13 protein-coding genes are annotated in these 15,953 nt (G+C 60.4%); 9 read left to right on the forward strand and 4 right to left on the reverse strand.

Annotated elements, in window-relative coordinates:
- Positions 1–38: 38 nt before the first annotated feature.
- Together rlmM and tusA are read left to right on the forward strand one after the other, a co-directional pair.
- The gene (rlmM, locus tag E4O97_RS17905) at positions 39–1,115 is read left to right on the forward strand and encodes a 23S rRNA (cytidine(2498)-2'-O)-methyltransferase RlmM (protein WP_078820619.1); all 1,077 of its coding nucleotides are present in this window, start codon (positions 39–41) and stop codon (positions 1,113–1,115) included.
- Positions 1,116–1,241: 126 nt separating this feature from the next.
- Complete coding sequence (tusA, locus tag E4O97_RS17910; RefSeq protein ID WP_032877224.1) at positions 1,242–1,487, forward strand: sulfurtransferase TusA; 246 nt, start codon at positions 1,242–1,244, stop codon at positions 1,485–1,487.
- Here the strand turns inward: tusA and E4O97_RS17915 are convergent.
- On the reverse strand, positions 1,484–2,878 hold the full coding sequence (locus tag E4O97_RS17915) for an MATE family efflux transporter (RefSeq protein ID WP_032877223.1): 1,395 nt from the start codon (positions 2,876–2,878) through the stop codon (positions 1,484–1,486). The genes tusA and E4O97_RS17915 overlap by 4 nt on opposite strands.
- Positions 2,879–3,046: 168 nt before the next feature.
- Between E4O97_RS17915 and pdxB the strand changes: the two genes are divergently transcribed.
- On the forward strand, positions 3,047–4,189 hold the full coding sequence (gene pdxB, locus E4O97_RS17920; protein ID WP_078820620.1) for a 4-phosphoerythronate dehydrogenase PdxB: 1,143 nt from the start codon (positions 3,047–3,049) through the stop codon (positions 4,187–4,189).
- Positions 4,190–4,242: 53 nt separating this feature from the next.
- On the opposite strand, the gene E4O97_RS17925 is transcribed toward pdxB, so the two are convergent.
- Positions 4,243–4,416 carry a PA1571 family protein gene (locus E4O97_RS17925; protein WP_005786139.1) on the reverse strand — a complete coding sequence of 58 codons (174 nt, stop codon included), beginning with the start codon at positions 4,414–4,416 and terminating at the stop codon, positions 4,243–4,245.
- A gap of 236 nt (positions 4,417–4,652) precedes the next feature.
- On the opposite strand from E4O97_RS17925, the gene E4O97_RS17930 reads away from it, so the two are divergent.
- Positions 4,653–6,419 carry an ABC transporter transmembrane domain-containing protein gene (locus E4O97_RS17930; RefSeq protein WP_179119801.1) on the forward strand — a complete coding sequence of 589 codons (1,767 nt, stop codon included), beginning with the start codon at positions 4,653–4,655 and terminating at the stop codon, positions 6,417–6,419.
- Between the two features lie 135 nt (positions 6,420–6,554).
- Here the strand turns inward: E4O97_RS17930 and E4O97_RS17935 are convergent, their stop codons facing one another.
- On the reverse strand, positions 6,555–8,483 hold the full coding sequence (locus E4O97_RS17935) for a transglycosylase SLT domain-containing protein (protein ID WP_005786144.1): 1,929 nt from the start codon (positions 8,481–8,483) through the stop codon (positions 6,555–6,557).
- 213 nt (positions 8,484–8,696) lie between these two features.
- Between E4O97_RS17935 and E4O97_RS17940 the strand changes: the two genes are divergently transcribed.
- Entirely contained in the window at positions 8,697–10,616 is a 1,920-nt protein-coding gene (locus tag E4O97_RS17940; RefSeq protein WP_248161867.1) for an ATP-binding cassette domain-containing protein, read from the forward strand.
- A 182-nt stretch (positions 10,617–10,798) separates the two neighbouring features.
- On the opposite strand, the gene E4O97_RS17945 is transcribed toward E4O97_RS17940, so the two are convergent.
- Positions 10,799–11,239, reverse strand: a complete 441-nt coding sequence (locus E4O97_RS17945) for a universal stress protein (RefSeq protein WP_005786147.1) — start codon at positions 11,237–11,239, stop codon at positions 10,799–10,801.
- A 105-nt stretch (positions 11,240–11,344) separates the two neighbouring features.
- Here E4O97_RS17945 and E4O97_RS17950 point away from each other — a divergent pair, with 105 nt between their 5' ends.
- From E4O97_RS17950 to E4O97_RS17965, 4 genes are all read left to right on the forward strand, one after another.
- Positions 11,345–11,782 carry a hypothetical protein gene (locus tag E4O97_RS17950; RefSeq protein WP_032877219.1) on the forward strand — a complete coding sequence of 146 codons (438 nt, stop codon included), beginning with the start codon at positions 11,345–11,347 and terminating at the stop codon, positions 11,780–11,782.
- A gap of 458 nt (positions 11,783–12,240) precedes the next feature.
- Positions 12,241–14,388 carry a fatty acid oxidation complex subunit alpha FadB gene (gene fadB, locus E4O97_RS17955; RefSeq protein WP_005786151.1) on the forward strand — a complete coding sequence of 716 codons (2,148 nt, stop codon included), beginning with the start codon at positions 12,241–12,243 and terminating at the stop codon, positions 14,386–14,388.
- Positions 14,389–14,417: 29 nt separating this feature from the next.
- Positions 14,418–15,593: an acetyl-CoA C-acyltransferase FadA gene (fadA, locus tag E4O97_RS17960; RefSeq protein WP_005786153.1), complete on the forward strand. Its 1,176-nt coding sequence runs from the start codon at positions 14,418–14,420 to the stop codon at positions 15,591–15,593.
- 98 nt (positions 15,594–15,691) lie between these two features.
- The gene (locus E4O97_RS17965) at positions 15,692–15,928 is read left to right on the forward strand and encodes a DUF1653 domain-containing protein (RefSeq protein WP_046071494.1); all 237 of its coding nucleotides are present in this window, start codon (positions 15,692–15,694) and stop codon (positions 15,926–15,928) included.
- Positions 15,929–15,953 lie beyond the last annotated feature (25 nt).

Raw genomic sequence — 15,953 nt, forward strand, 5'->3', positions numbered from 1 at the left:
GCGATAGCGCAAGGTCAGTTGATTCACCAGGAGAGTAGATGAACACCCTTTTTATGCACTGCCGCCCGGGTTTTGAAGGCGAAGTCTGTTCCGAGATCGCGGAACACGCCGCGCGCCTGAACGTGTCCGGCTACGCCAAGGCCAAGACCGGCAGCGCCTGCGCCGAATTTGTCTGCACGGAAGAAGACGGCGCCCAGCGCTTGATGCACGGCCAGCGCTTCGCCGAGCTGATCTTCCCAAGGCAGTGGGCACGCGGGGTGTTTATCGACCTGCCGGAAACCGACCGCATCAGCGTGATCCTTACCCACCTGCGCGACTTTCCGGTGTGCGGCAGCCTGTGGTTGGAAATGGTCGACACCAATGACGGCAAGGAACTCTCCAACTTTTGCAAAAAATTCGAAGTGCACCTGCGCAAAGCCCTGCTGGGCGCCGGCAAGCTGGTGGACGACCCGAGCAAGCCGCGCCTGTTACTGACCTTCAAGAGCGGCCGCGAAGTGTTCATGGGGCTGGCCGAGTCGAACAACTCGGCAATGTGGCCGATGGGCATCCCGCGCCTCAAGTTCCCGCGTGACGCGCCCAGCCGCTCGACCTTGAAGCTGGAAGAGGCCTGGCATCACTTTATCCCCCGTGACCAATGGGACGAGCGCCTGCACGGTGATATGACCGGCGTCGACCTCGGCGCAGCGCCGGGCGGTTGGACCTGGCAACTGGTCAACCGTGGCATGCTGGTCACCGCCATCGACAACGGCCCCATGGCCGAAAGCCTGATGGACACCGGCCTGGTGCAGCACTTGATGGCTGATGGCTTCACCTTCGTGCCCAAGCAGCCGGTGGACTGGATGGTCTGCGATATCGTCGAGAAGCCTGCGCGCAACGCGGCGCTGCTGGAAACCTGGATCGGCGAGGGGCATTGCCGTGAGGCGGTGGTCAACCTGAAGTTGCCGATGAAGCAGCGTTACGCCGAAGTGAAGCGCCTGCTCGAACGCATCGAAGAGGGCTTCAAGGCGCGTGGCATACGGGTGGAAATCGGTTGCAAGCAGCTGTACCACGACCGCGAAGAAGTGACATGTCACCTGCGCCGTCTGGTGGACGTAAAGAAATCCAAAAGCCGCTGATATTAATTGTGGGAGCTGGCTTGCCTGCGAAAGCGGTATAACAGTCAAAATCTATGTTGAATGTGCCCACGTCATCGCGGGCAAGCCCACTCCCACATAAGAGCGGGCCTGTTTCAGGAGTGAAGTATGAGTGTTGATTTACCCGTAGACGGCACCCTCGACGCCACCGGCCTCAACTGCCCGGAGCCGGTGATGATGCTGCACCAGCACATCCGTGACCTGCCGGCGGGCGGCTTGCTCAAGGTGATCGCCACCGACCCGTCGACCCGTCGTGATATTCCCAAATTCTGCGTTTTTCTTGACCACGAACTGGTGGATCAACAGGAAGATGCTGGCACCTACCTGTACTGGATCCGCAAGAAAGCCGATTAAGCCAGCGCCTTTTCGGCACGAATGCGCCGGCGTGCACTGCGCGCCAGGCGCACCAGCAACATCCCCGCCGCACAGCTCAAACCCACGATCAGCCCTTGCCATAAACCGCTTGGGCCGCTGGGTTCGCCGAGCCAGTCGGTCAGCCCTAGGGCATAACCCACCGGCAGCCCCACGCCCCAATAGGCGAACAAGGTCAGCACCATGGTCACCCGGGTGTCCTGGTAGCCGCGCAAAGCACCGGCGGCAGTGACCTGAATCGAGTCGGAGAACTGGAACAGCGCCGAGAACACAATCAGCATCGACGCCAGGTGGATGACCACCGGGTCGGGCGTGTAGATCGCCGCGATCTGCTCACGAAACACCAGCATCAGGCTGCACGACAGGCACGCATAGGCCAGTGCAGTGCCCATGCCGACCCCGGCGGCGAAGCGCGCTTCACGCGGTTCGCCACGCCCCAGGGCCTGGCCGACGCGCACGGTCACGGCCATGCTCAGGGAGTAGGGGATCATGAATACCAAAGAACTGACATTCAACGCGATCTGATGGCCGGAAACCACGGTGGCGCCCAGGCTGCCAAGCAACAGGGCAATCACCGCGAATATGCTCGACTCGGCGAAGATCGCTACGCCAATCGGCAGGCCGATGCCCAGGATGCGCTTGATCACCGCCCATTTCGGCCAGTCAAAGCGCTTGAACAGTTCGCTGCTCTGGTACACCGGGCCCCAGCGCGTCCAGCCAGCCAGGCCGAGCATCATCACCCACATCGCAATGGCCGTGGCCCAGCCGCAACCCACGCCGCCCATGGCCGGTACGCCGAAGTGGCCGTAGATGAAGATGTAGTTCAGCGGAATATTCAGCGCCAGACCGCACAGGCCCATGACCATGCTCGGCCGCGTACGGCCCAGGCCATCACTGAAGCAGCGCAGCACGTAATACAGCGCAATTGCCGGCATCCCCGCGGCGATGCCATGCAGGTAACCCATGGACGGCTCGATCAGGTCTGGCTCGACCTTCATCGCATGCAGGATCGGCTCGGCACATAGCAACAGCACCGCGCCGCAGAGGCCGACCACCACGGCCAACCACAACGATTGGCGCACCAACGGCCCGATCTCTGTGAGTTTTCCCGCGCCATAGCGCTCGGCCACTTTCGGCGTGGTGGCCAGCAAGGTGCCGGTCATCAGCAGGTACACCGGGATCCAGATCGAGTTACCCAGGCCGACCGCCGCAAGGTCCTGGGGGCTGACACGCCCGGCCATCACCGCATCGACAAAACTCATCGCAGTAGTTGCCAATTGGCCGATCATGATCGGCAAGGCCAGCGTCAGCAGGCCGCGCACTTCCCGGCTGATGCGGGCTGGGCGGGAAAGGGTAGCGGTGGCAGTGTTCACGTACAGGTGTCCAATAAAAAAGCAGTCGCAAGGACGGCGGATTCTACGCTTTGACGCAGTGGTCAGGAAAAAACCTGTGTTGCTGATTTGTAATGCAGCCCCACAGGGATCTGTTGTGTTAGTTGAATCCCATGCCTGTACACTGCTGATCCGCCAAAGGAGCCTGCCATGCTGATTGTTGCCGACGAAAATATTCCGCTGCTTGATGACTTTTTCCAGGGGTTTGGCGAGATTCGCCGCGTGCCTGGGCGGTCCATCGACCGCGCTACCGTCGAGCAGGCCGACGTGCTGCTGGTGCGCTCGGTGACCAACGTCAACCGTGCCCTGCTCGAAGGCAGCAACGTACGCTTTGTCGGCACCTGCACCATCGGCACCGACCATCTGGACCTGGACTTTTTCAAGCGGGCAGGGATCCAGTGGGCCAGCGCGCCTGGCTGCAATGCGCGGGGGGTTGTGGATTACGTACTCGGCAGCTTGCACACCCTGGCCGAAATCGAAGGCGTCGAGTTGGGCTCGCGCACCTACGGTGTCGTCGGTGCCGGTGAGGTGGGCGGGCGACTGGTCAAGGTCCTCAAGGGCCTGGGTTGGAACGTGCTGGTGTGCGACCCGCCGCGCCAGATCGCCGAGGACGGCGACTACGTCAGCCTGCAACAGATCATCGAGCAGTGCGATGTGATCAGCTTGCACACGCCGCTGATCAAGTCCGGCAATGGCGCCACCTGGCATTTATTCGACCGCCAGCGCCTGGAGCAACTCAAGCCCGGCACCTGGCTGATCAACGCCAGCCGTGGCGCGGTGGTGGACAACGCCGCGCTGCGCGAGGTGCTGCTGGCCCGCGAAGACCTGCAAGCGGTGCTGGATGTGTGGGAAGGCGAGCCGCAAGTGGACGTCGACCTGGCTGACCTGTGCGTGCTGGCCACGCCGCATATCGCCGGCTACAGCCTCGATGGCAAGCAGCGCGGCACCGCGCAGATCTACCAGGCATTTTGCGCGCACCTGGGCCACGAACCGAGCGTTCAGCTCAGTGATTTATTGCCGGCACCGTGGCTGGCCGAAGTCCACCTGGACGCTTCAACCGATCCGGTCTGGGCACTGGCGGCCCTGTGCCGCAGCGTGTACGACCCGCGCCGTGATGATGCAGATTTTCGTCGCAGCCTGGTGGGGACCGTGCAGGAGCAGCGCCAGTCCTTCGATTTGCTGCGCAAGCACTACCCGCAGCGCCGTGAGATAGATGGCCTGAAAGTGCGCATCAAGGGCGAGTCGACGGCGCTGTCGGCTATCGTTTCGGCTCTGGGCGCTGAAACGCTGTAAACACCCATAAAAAACCCGGCCACCTGGGCCGGGTTTGAAAGAGCGTGGGCACTTCAGCCTTGCTGGGCAGGTTTGACCAGTCGCTGTTCCAGCTCGCTGCAGGCTTGCTGGATCATCTCTTCGGTAATCTGCACTTCGTGGCCCTTGGCATCGATATACGAGCAAGGCAACACCTGCTGCTGGCGGATCACTTCAATCTTGGCGTTGCTGCTATCTTGCAAGGTCATGGCCTGTCTCCTCATCAGGTTGTGTACCTATCTTAAATCCCCCGCATGAACGCGCTGTTACAACTCCTTGCACGCTCATCGGTTCGAACACCCAGTCCACCAGAAACCGGTACATATTTCCAGATGAGTCTTAGACCGATAGCCTCTAGCGGCCTGTATCGGCGGGCATAATTAACCTGACTCATTGTTATTTGCGCAAGTTCCCCCAATGTTGAAGTACAGATTCCTCATTGGTGGTGCCTTCCATGCTCTCAACCCGTCAACGCCGTGCGATCCGCCTGGCCAGCCGCTTTATTGCGCCCTACCGCTGGCAGGCCCTGGGCGCCTTGCTGGCGCTGATCGTCACCGCCGGCATCACCTTGTCCATGGGGCAGGGCATTCGCCTTCTGGTCGACCAGGGTTTCATGACCCAGTCACCGCACTTGCTCAACCAGTCCATCGGCTTGTTCATGGTGCTGGTGCTGGGCCTGGCTGTGGGTACGTTCACGCGGTTTTACCTGGTGTCGTGGATTGGCGAGCGCGTGGTGGCCGATATTCGCCGGCAAGTGTTCAACCACCTGATCTACCTGCACCCAGGCTTCTATGAGAACAACCGCAGCTCGGAGATCCAGTCGCGGCTGACCACCGATACCACGTTGCTGCAATCGGTGATCGGCTCGTCGCTGTCGCTGTTCCTGCGCAACGCCCTGATGGTCATCGGCGGCATCGTGTTGCTGTTCATCACCAACCCCAAGCTCACCAGCATCGTGGTGGTGGCGCTGCCGCTGGTACTGGCGCCGATCCTGATCTTCGGGCGCCGGGTGCGCAGCCTGTCGCGTTTGAGCCAGGATCGTATTGCCGACGTCGGCAGCTATGTTGCCGAGACCTTGGGCCAGATCAAAACGGTGCAGGCCTACAACCACCAGGTGCAGGACGAACAGCGTTTCGCTGTTACCGTGGAGGACGCGTTCACCACCGCACGTAAACGCATCCTGCAACGCTCCTGGCTGATAACCCTGGTGATCATGCTGGTGCTCGGCGCCGTGGGCGTGATGCTATGGGTAGGCGGCATGGACGTGATCAGCGGGCGCATTTCCGGCGGTGAGCTGGCGGCGTTTGTGTTCTATAGCCTGATAGTCGGCAGTGCGGTTGGCACTCTGAGCGAAGTGCTCGGCGAGTTGCAGCGCGCTGCCGGTGCGGCCGAGCGTATCGGTGAGCTGTTGCAGTCGAGCAACGACATCCAGGCGCCGGCCGATGGCAGCGAACGCTTGCCGCAGCGGGTCAGTGGCCGCATGGAGCTGCAAGATCTGCGCTTTTGCTACCCCTCACGGCCGGACAGTTACGCCATTGATGGCTTGAACCTGACCATCAATCCCGGCGAAACCCTGGCGCTGGTAGGCCCATCAGGCGCGGGTAAATCGACAATCTTCGACCTGCTGCTGCGCTTCTACGATCCCCAGCAAGGGCGCATCCTGCTCGAAGGCCGCCCGCTGACCGAGCTGGACCCCCTGGACCTGCGTCGCCACTTTGCACTGGTGTCCCAGAGCCCGGCGCTGTTTTTCGGCAGCGTCGAGGACAACATTCGCTACGGCAACCCGTCCGCCACCATGGCCCAGGTCGAAGCCGCTGCGCGCATCGCCCATGCCCACGATTTCATCCTGCAAATGCCCGAGGGCTACCAGACCCACCTCGGCGACGGTGGCCTGGGCCTCTCTGGCGGCCAGCGCCAACGCCTGGCCATCGCCCGCGCCTTGTTGGTCGACGCGCCGATCCTGCTGCTGGACGAAGCCACCAGCGCCCTCGACGCGCAGAGTGAGCACCTGATCCAGCAAGCGCTGCCGCAATTGATGCAAGGAAGAACCACACTGGTGATCGCTCACCGTCTGGCGACCGTCAAGAATGCCGATCGAATAGCGGTGATGGATCAGGGCAAACTGGTGGCGGTGGGCACGCACCAGGAGTTGATTGCGAGCAATCCACTGTATGCGCGGTTGGCGGCGCTGCAGTTCAGCGCAGATCACTAGCGCCATAAGCATTGCAGAAATGCCAATGTGAGAGGGGGCTTGCTCCCGATAGCAGAGTGTCAATCAGCAGTTTTGTTGCTGACCCACCGCTATCGGGAGCAAGCCCCCTCCCACATTGGAAGCAGGTTCAGTGCCTTACTGGTCGTCGAAGTACCGCTCATGCCAATCCACCAGCGGCTGCGGCGAATTGAGCTTCTGCCCGTAGATCACCGAATAAGACAGCACGTTCTGCACATACTGGCGGGTTTCGTCGAACGGGATGCTTTCAACCCACACATCGAAGCTCAGGTGGTCTGCACCGCGCAGCCATTGGCGCACGCGGCCGGGGCCGGCGTTGTAGGCGGCGGAAGCGAGCACACGGTTGCCGTTGAACTGGCTGTGCACCTGGCTCAGGTAGGCGGCGCCGAGCTGGATATTTTTATCCGGGTCCAGCACCTGGGCCGGGGAGGCCAGGGGGATGCTGAATTTGCGTGCGGTTTCCTTGGCGGTGCCGGGCATCAGTTGCATCAGGCCGCTGGCGCCAACGCCGGAGCGGGCATCGTCCATAAACGCGCTTTCCTGACGCGTGATGGCAAATATCCAGCTTGAATGCAGGCCGCGCACCTTGGCTTCGCGCACCAGGGTATCGCGGTGCGCCATCGGGAAGCGGATGTCCAGGTCGTCCCAGTACTGCGCCTGGCTGATGGTACGGATCGCCGGGAAGTACCACTTCATGTCGTAGGCCAACTTGGCCTGGGCGACCATTTCGTCACGGTTGAAGTGCCGGCTGACGTGGTACCACTCGCGGCGACCGTCCACGATCTGGCCACGGGCGTAGAACTCCAGGGCGCGGCGCACCCCGGGGGTATTGCGGACCTTGTTGACCAATGCCTGGCTCATCACCAGCGGCTTGTTGTTCAGTTGGTAAGGGGATTTGGAACGGTCAGCAGCAAGGAAACCGTAGAAGTCCCGTTCCTTGGCCACGTTTTTGTACAGCACCAGGGCCTGCGGGTTTTTCGGTTCGGCCAGCTCCAGGCTGCGCGCCTGCCAGTAGCGCCAGCGGTTAGTGGTGGCCAGGTCTTGTGGGAGTTTGCGGGTCAACTGGTAGGCATCTTCCCAGCGTGCCAGGCGCAACAGCAGGCGCAGGCGCCATTCGGACACGGTGTTGTCGCGCAGTTCCGGGTCGTACTTGGTCATCACGTCCAGCGCACGTGGGTCGAAGCGCTTGGCCAGGGTCAGGCCAATCTCGCGGGCAATCGACACCTTTTCGTCACGGGAGAAGTGCATGCTGCTGGCGTAGCCGTCGAGCAGGGCCATGGCCTTGTCCGGATCCTGGCGGGCCAGGCGGCGCAGGCCCAGGCCGACGGCGTCAGACATCGCCTCGGTGGCCGGCAGGAAGCGTGACGGATCGCTGAGCATGTCAGGCTTTTGCGCCACATCCACCATCAGGCGGCCTTGGACGCCGAGGGTTGGCAGGGTCTTCACCAGGCTGTTGGCCAGCGCGTAATTGCGGGCTTCGGCGGCGAGCTTGGTGCGGTCCCAAATCTTCTGTTCGGTCAGTTGGCCGGCAGCGGCCCATTGGCCGAAGGTGGCGTCACAGGCGGCGGGCTGGGATTTGCCGGTCATCCACAACTTTTCAGCGGTCTTGTAGCCTTCAGCCTTCAGATTGTGGCTGAGCTGGTACTGGCCATGCAGGCAGTCCAGCTCGACGAAATTGAGCTTGGTGTCGTAGTACTTTTCAAAGGTCTGCCAATCGCCACGCTCGGCCAGCCAGCGCAGCCAACGCAGTTTCATCCAGTTGGCCTGGGGCAGGTCGCCGTGTTTGGCGAGGAACTGTTCGATTTCCTCGTTGCTCGCGGTTTTCAGGCGTGCAGTCAGCTCGTCATACGCCAGGTACGGCGTGAGCGGGTAGTCGGCCAGGGCCTGGCTGTATTGCATGTACGGGCCGCTGTCGCCCTTGGCCAGGGCGCGTTTGGCTTGATCGTAATACTGACGTTGGGTGGTGAGGTCCACCGCCTGGGCGGTTTGAACGGCAGTGGCGGAAAGAAGCAGACAAGATAAAAAGTTGAAAAGGCGACTGCGCATGAGACGTCCGTGCAGAGAAATCACGACTAGCACCGGCACTGCCGACACTGATTGCCTCTAGCTTAGCCTTTTGCCAGCGGCCCGCGAAAGCTTTGCCGTCTGGTTCGTTCAAGTTCGCCGGAAATGTCCTACAGAACGTGTCAATAGAGAAAATGCCGACCGCATCCCACCCTCAAGTCAGGTAGAATGCGCGCCCAGTTTTTGGAGAAGCGTATGACCCTGCTCAAATTCAGCGATGTGTCCCTTGCTTTCGGCGCCATGCCGTTGTTGGACAAGGTGTCCTGGCAGATCGCCCGTGGTGAGCGGGTGTGCATCATCGGCCGCAACGGCACCGGCAAGTCCAGCATGATGAAGCTGGTAAAAGGCGACCAGAAGCCTGATGACGGCTCTGTCTGGCGTGCCCCGGGCCTCAAGATCGGCGAATTGCCGCAAGAATTGCCGGTGGCCGACGGACGGACAGTGTTCGACGTGGTTGCCGAAGGCCTGGACGGCGTCGGCGAGTTGCTCGCGCAATACCATCACCTGGCGCAGAACTGCGTCACCGAGGAAGACCTGGACAAGCTGATGCACGTCCAGCAAGACCTCGAAGCCCGTGATGGCTGGCGCTTGCAGCAACTGGTGGACAGCACCCTGAGCCGCCTGCAACTGCCGGCCGACAAGACCCTCGCCGAATTGTCCGGGGGCTGGCGTCGCCGTGTGCTGCTGGCCCAGGCCCTGGTGTCCGAGCCGGACCTGCTGCTGCTCGACGAACCGACCAACCACCTGGACATCGGCGCCATCGCCTGGCTTGAAGAAGCCATCAAGGACTTCCAGGGCGCCGTGCTGTTTATCACGCACGACCGTGCTTTCCTGCAGAGCCTGGCCACGCGCATCCTCGAACTGGACCGTGGCGGCCTGATCGACTGGAACGGCGACTACGCCAGCTTCCTGGTGCACAAGGAAGCCGCCCTGGCTGCCGAAGAAACCGCCAACGCGCTGTTTGACAAAAAGCTGGCCCAGGAAGAAGTCTGGATCCGCCAGGGCATCAAGGCCCGTCGCACCCGTAACGAAGGCCGCGTGCGTGCCTTGAAAGCCTTGCGCGTGGAGCGCAGTGAGCGCCGCGAGCGTACCGGCAAGGCCAATATCCAGCTGGACACCGCCGACAAGTCGGGCAAGCAGGTAATGGTGCTGGAGAATGTCAGCTTCCATCACCCGGACGGCCCGTTCCTGATCAAGGACTTCTCCATGGTCCTGCAGCGCGGCGACCGTATCGGCCTGCTGGGCGCCAACGGCACTGGCAAGACCACCTTGCTCAAGCTGATGCTCAGCGGTCTGCAGCCGACCAGCGGCAAGGTGGAAGAGGGCACACGCATCGACGTGGCCTACTTTGACCAGTTGCGCCACCAGTTGGACCTGGAAAAGACCGTGATCGACAACGTCGCCGAAGGTCGCGACTTTATCGACATCGACGGCCAGAGCCGCCACGTACTCAGCTACCTGGGCGACTTCCTGTTCAGCCCGCAACGTGCGCGTACGCCGGTCAAGGCCCTGTCTGGTGGTGAGCGCGCGCGTTTGCTGCTGGCCAAGCTGTTCAGCAAACCGGCCAACCTGCTGGTGCTCGACGAACCGACCAACGACTTGGATGTGGAAACCCTTGAGTTGCTCGAAGAAGTGCTGCTGACGTTCAACGGCACTGTGCTGATGGTCAGCCACGACCGGGAATTCCTGGACAACGTGGTCACCAGCACCCTGGTCTTTGAAGGTGAAGGCAAGGTGCGCGAATACGTCGGTGGTTACCAGGACTGGTTGCGTCAGGGTGGTTCGCCACGTCTGCTGGGCGTGACCGAGAGCAAGTCCGGCAAGGCCGACCTGACCTCGGCGGTGGTGACTCCTGTGCAAGAGGTTGCACCGGCCCAGGAAGCTGCACCCGCGGCCAAGAAGAAACTCAGCTACAAGCTGCAGCGTGAGCTGGAAGCCTTGCCGGGTGAGATCGACGCCAAGGAACAGCAGATTGCCGCGGTAGAAGCGCAAATGGCTGACGCCGGTTTCTACCTGCGCCCGGCTGCAGAAACCGCTGCGGTCATCGCTTCCCTGGAGACGTTGAACCAGGAGCTGGAAGCGTTGGTTGAGCGTTGGGCCGAGCTGGATGCCTGAGTGATTGCACCGCAATAAAAAAGCCCGGCACTCTTCTATGAGCGCCGGGCTTTTTAATATGAAATGCGATTCAACTGTGGGAGCTGGCTTGCCTGCGATAGCGGTGTAACAGCCACCTGATGCATCAACTGACAGGCTGCTATCGCAGGCAAGCCAGCTCCCACATTAGACCTTCATCGGTCTTACGAACTCTTTGCCAGTTTGACGGCCAGTACATCGCAAGGCGCGCCGTGCAATACATCATTGGCGGTGGAGCCCAGCAACAGTGCCAGGCCATGACGGCCGTGGCTGCCGACCACGATCAGGTCACAGGCCTTTTCCTTGGCCAAGTGGTGGATTTCCTGACGCGGTTGGCCGTATGTCAGGTGGCAGTCTTCCTTTTTCAGGTGCGGGTATTTGAGAATCAAACGGTCCAGGCGCTCCTTGGCCTGGTCGAATTGTTGTTGCTGCAACTGGGAAAGGTCCATCGGTACGTCACCGCCAAAGGCCATGGCCATGGGCTCGACGATATGCACCAGCGACAGTATGGCGCCATTGGCCAATGCGGATTCCTGCGCGCGCTTGATCACCGGATCGCACTCTTCGGTCAGATCGACAGCGACCAGAATATGTTTGTAGGGCATGAGGCGTTCCTCCAAGGGACTGCAATAAGTTCAGTATGGCTGCTTTCAAGCGGATGGGGTTGCGTCAGGTCAAATCCGCTCATCTAGAAATTCGGGAGTACACATATGACGGTGTGGATAGTGGTGTCAATCCTTGCGGTGGTTTTAAGCCCCCTGGCCTGGCTGCGCCCGTCGCGTGGGCAGAGCGGGCGCATGGCCCTGCGCATGGAGGCACGCCGCATCGGCCTGGCCATGCAGTTGGCGCCCCAGGAATGGCCGCACTGGCTCAAGCAAGAGCCGCCGAGCCCTTGTGCGCAGTACTGTCGACCGCGGCGTGGGAGCACGCCGGCTATCTGGAGTTACTGGCAGTTGGAGCCGGGTGTGTGGGTCAATCAATGGCGCGAAGAGTGTGTGGATGAAAAGTTGTTGCCGTATTTTGCGACGCTGCCGGCGAACGTCTACAAGGTCGAGGCCGACAAGCAGATGATCGCCTTGTACTGGGGCGAGAAGGGCGACATGAGTGTGTTGAAGGATATTGATGCGTTGCTCAGGGCCTTGGCCTGACACTCCTACAGAGGCCGGGCAATAAAAAGCCCGACTTCATCATCGGGCTGGAGGTGGCCAGGCAGGCCGGTAAATCTGCAAGTTCCCGCTAGCCTAGCCGTATATCCCTTTCTGTACAGCCGCTTCCCACATCTTTTCTATTATTGATCTTGTGAATATTTGAATATTGACGGGTTGCCTGCCTGTGGTCCGGGTTCTGAAATGACTGGAAAGTCGCGTTTTTCCTAGCCTTTGGAGCGATTGACAATTGCTCGGAATTGGATGAAGGTGGCGTACCCAAATCAAACGGGCGTATGAATTGAGCGTTTGCCTGTCAGACGACTCGTACAGAATCCCGACTATCGCACTGGCGGGTGTGCCTGGCTGATTGGCGTGAGCATTGATGCAACTGTCAATGTCAAACCAGCGACCAGCGTCCGGTGTGTACTGTTCAGCTTCCATATCGTGGAGATCAGTTGATGATTTACGAAGGTAAAGCCATCACGGTTAAGGCTCTTGAAAGTGGCATCGTCGAATTGAAATTCGACCTCAAGGGTGAGTCCGTCAACAAGTTCAACCGTCTAACCCTGAACGAACTGCGTCAGGCCGTAGACACCATCAAAGCAGATGCTTCGGTCAAGGGCGTGATCGTCTCCAGCGGCAAGGACGTGTTTATCGTCGGCGCTGACATCACCGAATTCGTCGACAACTTCAAGCTGCCCGATGCCGAGCTGGTGGCTGGCAACCTCGAAGCCAACAAGATCTTCAGCGATTTCGAAGACCTCAACGTGCCGACCGTTGCCGCGATCAATGGCATTGCGTTGGGTGGCGGCCTGGAAATGTGCCTGGCAGCGGATTTCCGTGTCATGTCCGCGACCGCCAAGATCGGCCTGCCGGAAGTCAAACTGGGCATCTACCCGGGCTTCGGCGGTACCGTGCGCCTGCCGCGCCTGATCGGTGCCGACAATGCGATCGAATGGATCGCCGCCGGTAAGGAAAACAAGGCCGAGGACGCACTGAAGGTCGGTGCCGTCGACGCAGTGGTGGCTCCGGACAAACTGGCCGAAGCCGCGCTGAACCTGATCAAGGGCGCCATCAGCGGCGAATTTGACTACAAGGCCAAGCGTCAGCCGAAGCTGGAAAAACTCAAGCTCAACGCTATCGAACAGATGATGTCGTTCGAAACCGCCAAAGGTTTCGTGGCAGGCCAGGCCGGCCCGAACTACCCGGCCCCGGTTGAAGCGATCAAGACCATCCAGAAGGCCGCGAACTTCGGTCGCGACAAAGCCCTGGAAGTGGAAGCGGCAGGCTTCGTCAAACTGGCGAAAACCTCGGCGGCCCAGAGCCTGATCGGCCTGTTCCTGAACGATCAGGAACTGAAGAAAAAGGCCAAGGCCTACGACGAAATTGCCAAGGACGTGAAACAGGCTGCCGTACTCGGCGCCGGTATCATGGGCGGCGGTATCGCCTATCAGTCGGCGTCCAAAGGCACGCCGATCCTGATGAAAGACATCAACGAGCACGGTATCGAGCAGGGCCTGGCCGAAGCCGCCAAGCTGCTGGTGGGCCGCGTTGATAAAGGTCGCATGACCGCTGCAAAAATGGCTGAAGTGCTCAATGGCATTCGTCCTACGCTGTCCTACGGCGATTTCGGCCACGTCGACCTGGTGGTCGAAGCGGTAGTCGAGAACCCGAAGGTCAAGCAGGCGGTATTGGCTGAAGTGGAAGCCCAGGTCAAAGACGACACCATCCTGGCGTCCAACACCTCGACCATTTCCATCTCGCTGCTGGCCAAGGCCCTCAAGCGTCCGGAAAACTTCGTCGGTATGCACTTCTTCAACCCGGTGCACATGATGCCGCTGGTGGAAGTGATCCGTGGCGAGAAGTCCAGCGAGCTGGCCGTTGCCACCACCGTTGCCTACGCCAAGAAAATGGGCAAGAACCCGATCGTGGTCAATGACTGCCCGGGCTTTTTGGTCAACCGCGTGCTGTTCCCGTACTTCGGCGGTTTCGCCAAGTTGGTCAGTGCCGGTGTGGACTTCGTGCGCATCGACAAGGTCATGGAAAAATTCGGCTGGCCCATGGGCCCGGCGTACCTGATGGACGTGGTCGGTATCGACACCGGCCACCACGGTCGCGACGTGATGGCTGAAGGCTTCCCGGACCGCATGAAAGACGACCGCCGCTCGGCGATCGACGCGCTGTACGAGGCCAAGCGCCTGGGCCAGAAGAACGGCAAGGGCTTCTACGCCTACGAGGCCGACAAGAAGGGCAAGCAGAAGAAAGTCGCCGACCCGTCGGTGCACGAAGTGCTCGCTCCGGTCATCTACGAACAGCGTGAGGTGTCGGACGAGGACATCATCAACTGGATGATGATCGCCCTGTGCCTGGAAACCGTACGTTGCCTGGAAGACGGCATCGTCGAAACCGCCGCCGAAGCCGATATGGGCCTGGTGTACGGTATTGGTTTCCCTCCATTCCGTGGTGGTGCACTGCGCTACATCGATTCGATCGGTGTGGCCGAGTTCGTTGCCCTGGCTGACAAATACGCTGATTTGGGCCCGCTGTACCACCCGACCGCGAAGCTGCGTGAAATGGCCAAGAATGGCCAGAGCTTCTTCGGTTAAGCGCCCAATCGACTAGAGCGAGAATATTTATGAGCTTGAATCCAAGAGACGTCGTGATTGTCGACTTCGGTCGTACTCCGATGGGCCGCTCCAAGGGCGGCATGCACCGCAACACCCGCGCTGAAGACATGTCGGCGCACCTGATCAGCAAGCTGCTGGAACGTAACGTCAAGGTTGACCCGAACGAAGTCGAAGACGTGATCTGGGGCTGCGTCAACCAGACCCTGGAGCAGGGCTGGAACATCGCGCGCATGGCGTCGTTGATGACTCAGATCCCGCACACCGCAGCGGGCCAGACCGTCAGCCGCCTGTGTGGCTCGTCGATGAGCGCGCTGCACACCGCTGCGCAAGCGATCATGACCGGCAACGGTGATGTATTCGTGGTCGGCGGCGTGGAGCACATGGGCCACGTCAGCATGATGCACGGCGTCGATCCCAACCCGCACATGTCGCTGTACGCGGCAAAAGCCTCGGGCATGATGGGTCTGACCGCAGAAATGCTCGGCAAGATGCACGGCATCACTCGCGAAGCCCAGGACGCGTTCGGCCTGCGTTCCCACCAGCTCGCCCACAAGGCGACCGTGGAAGGCAAGTTCAAGGATGAGATCATCCCGATGAACGGCTACGACGAGAACGGTTTCCTGAAACTGTTCGACTACGACGAAACCATTCGTCCGGACACCACCCTGGAAAGCCTCGCGGCGTTGAAGCCTGCGTTCAATCCAAAGGGCGGCACCGTGACAGCCGGTACGTCGTCGCAGATCACCGACGGTGCTTCGTGCATGATCGTGATGTCGGCGCAGCGTGCCCAGGACCTGGGTATCCAGCCGCTGGCCGTGATCCGTTCGATGGCGGTAGCAGGTGTGGACCCGGCGATCATGGGCTATGGTCCAGTACCGGCCACACAAAAAGCCTTGAAGCGCGCGGGCCTTTCCATCTCCGATATCGACTTCTTCGAGCTCAACGAAGCTTTCGCCGCACAGGCCCTGCCAGTGCTGAAAGATTTGAAAGTACTCGACAAGATGAACGAGAAGGTTAACCTGCACGGCGGTGCGATTGCCCTGGGCCACCCATTCGGTTGCTCCGGTGCACGTATCTCCGGCACTTTGCTTAACGTGATGAAGCAAAATGGCGGCAACCTTGGGGTTGCAACCATGTGCATTGGTCTCGGCCAAGGCATCTCCACCGTCTTCGAACGCGTCTAAACGTTCGGTTGACGGAAGCCGGGGCCCAGTGCCCCGGTTTTTGTTTTTTGGAACTTTTTAATATTTTTTTTCAACAAATTTTGTACGAGGGCCAGAGCATGAAAGTCGAACCAGGGCTCTACCAACATTATAAGGGGCCGCAGTACCGCGTTTTCAGCGTGGCACGGCACTCCGAAACCGAAGAAGAAGTGGTGTTTTACCAAGCACTGTATGGCGAATACGGCTTTTGGGTGCGTCCCTTGAGCATGTTCCTTCAGACCGTTGAAGTTGACGGCGAGCAGGTCCCGCGCTTTGCTTTGGTCCAGGCCGAACCCAGTCTTTTTAAAGGGCAATAAGGGCAGGTCGCGCAGAATGCTGCGC

This window comes from Pseudomonas sp. W15Feb34, from assembly GCF_023127765.1.
In the GTDB taxonomy this organism is placed as follows: Bacteria; Pseudomonadota; Gammaproteobacteria; order Pseudomonadales; family Pseudomonadaceae; genus Aquipseudomonas; species Aquipseudomonas synxantha_A.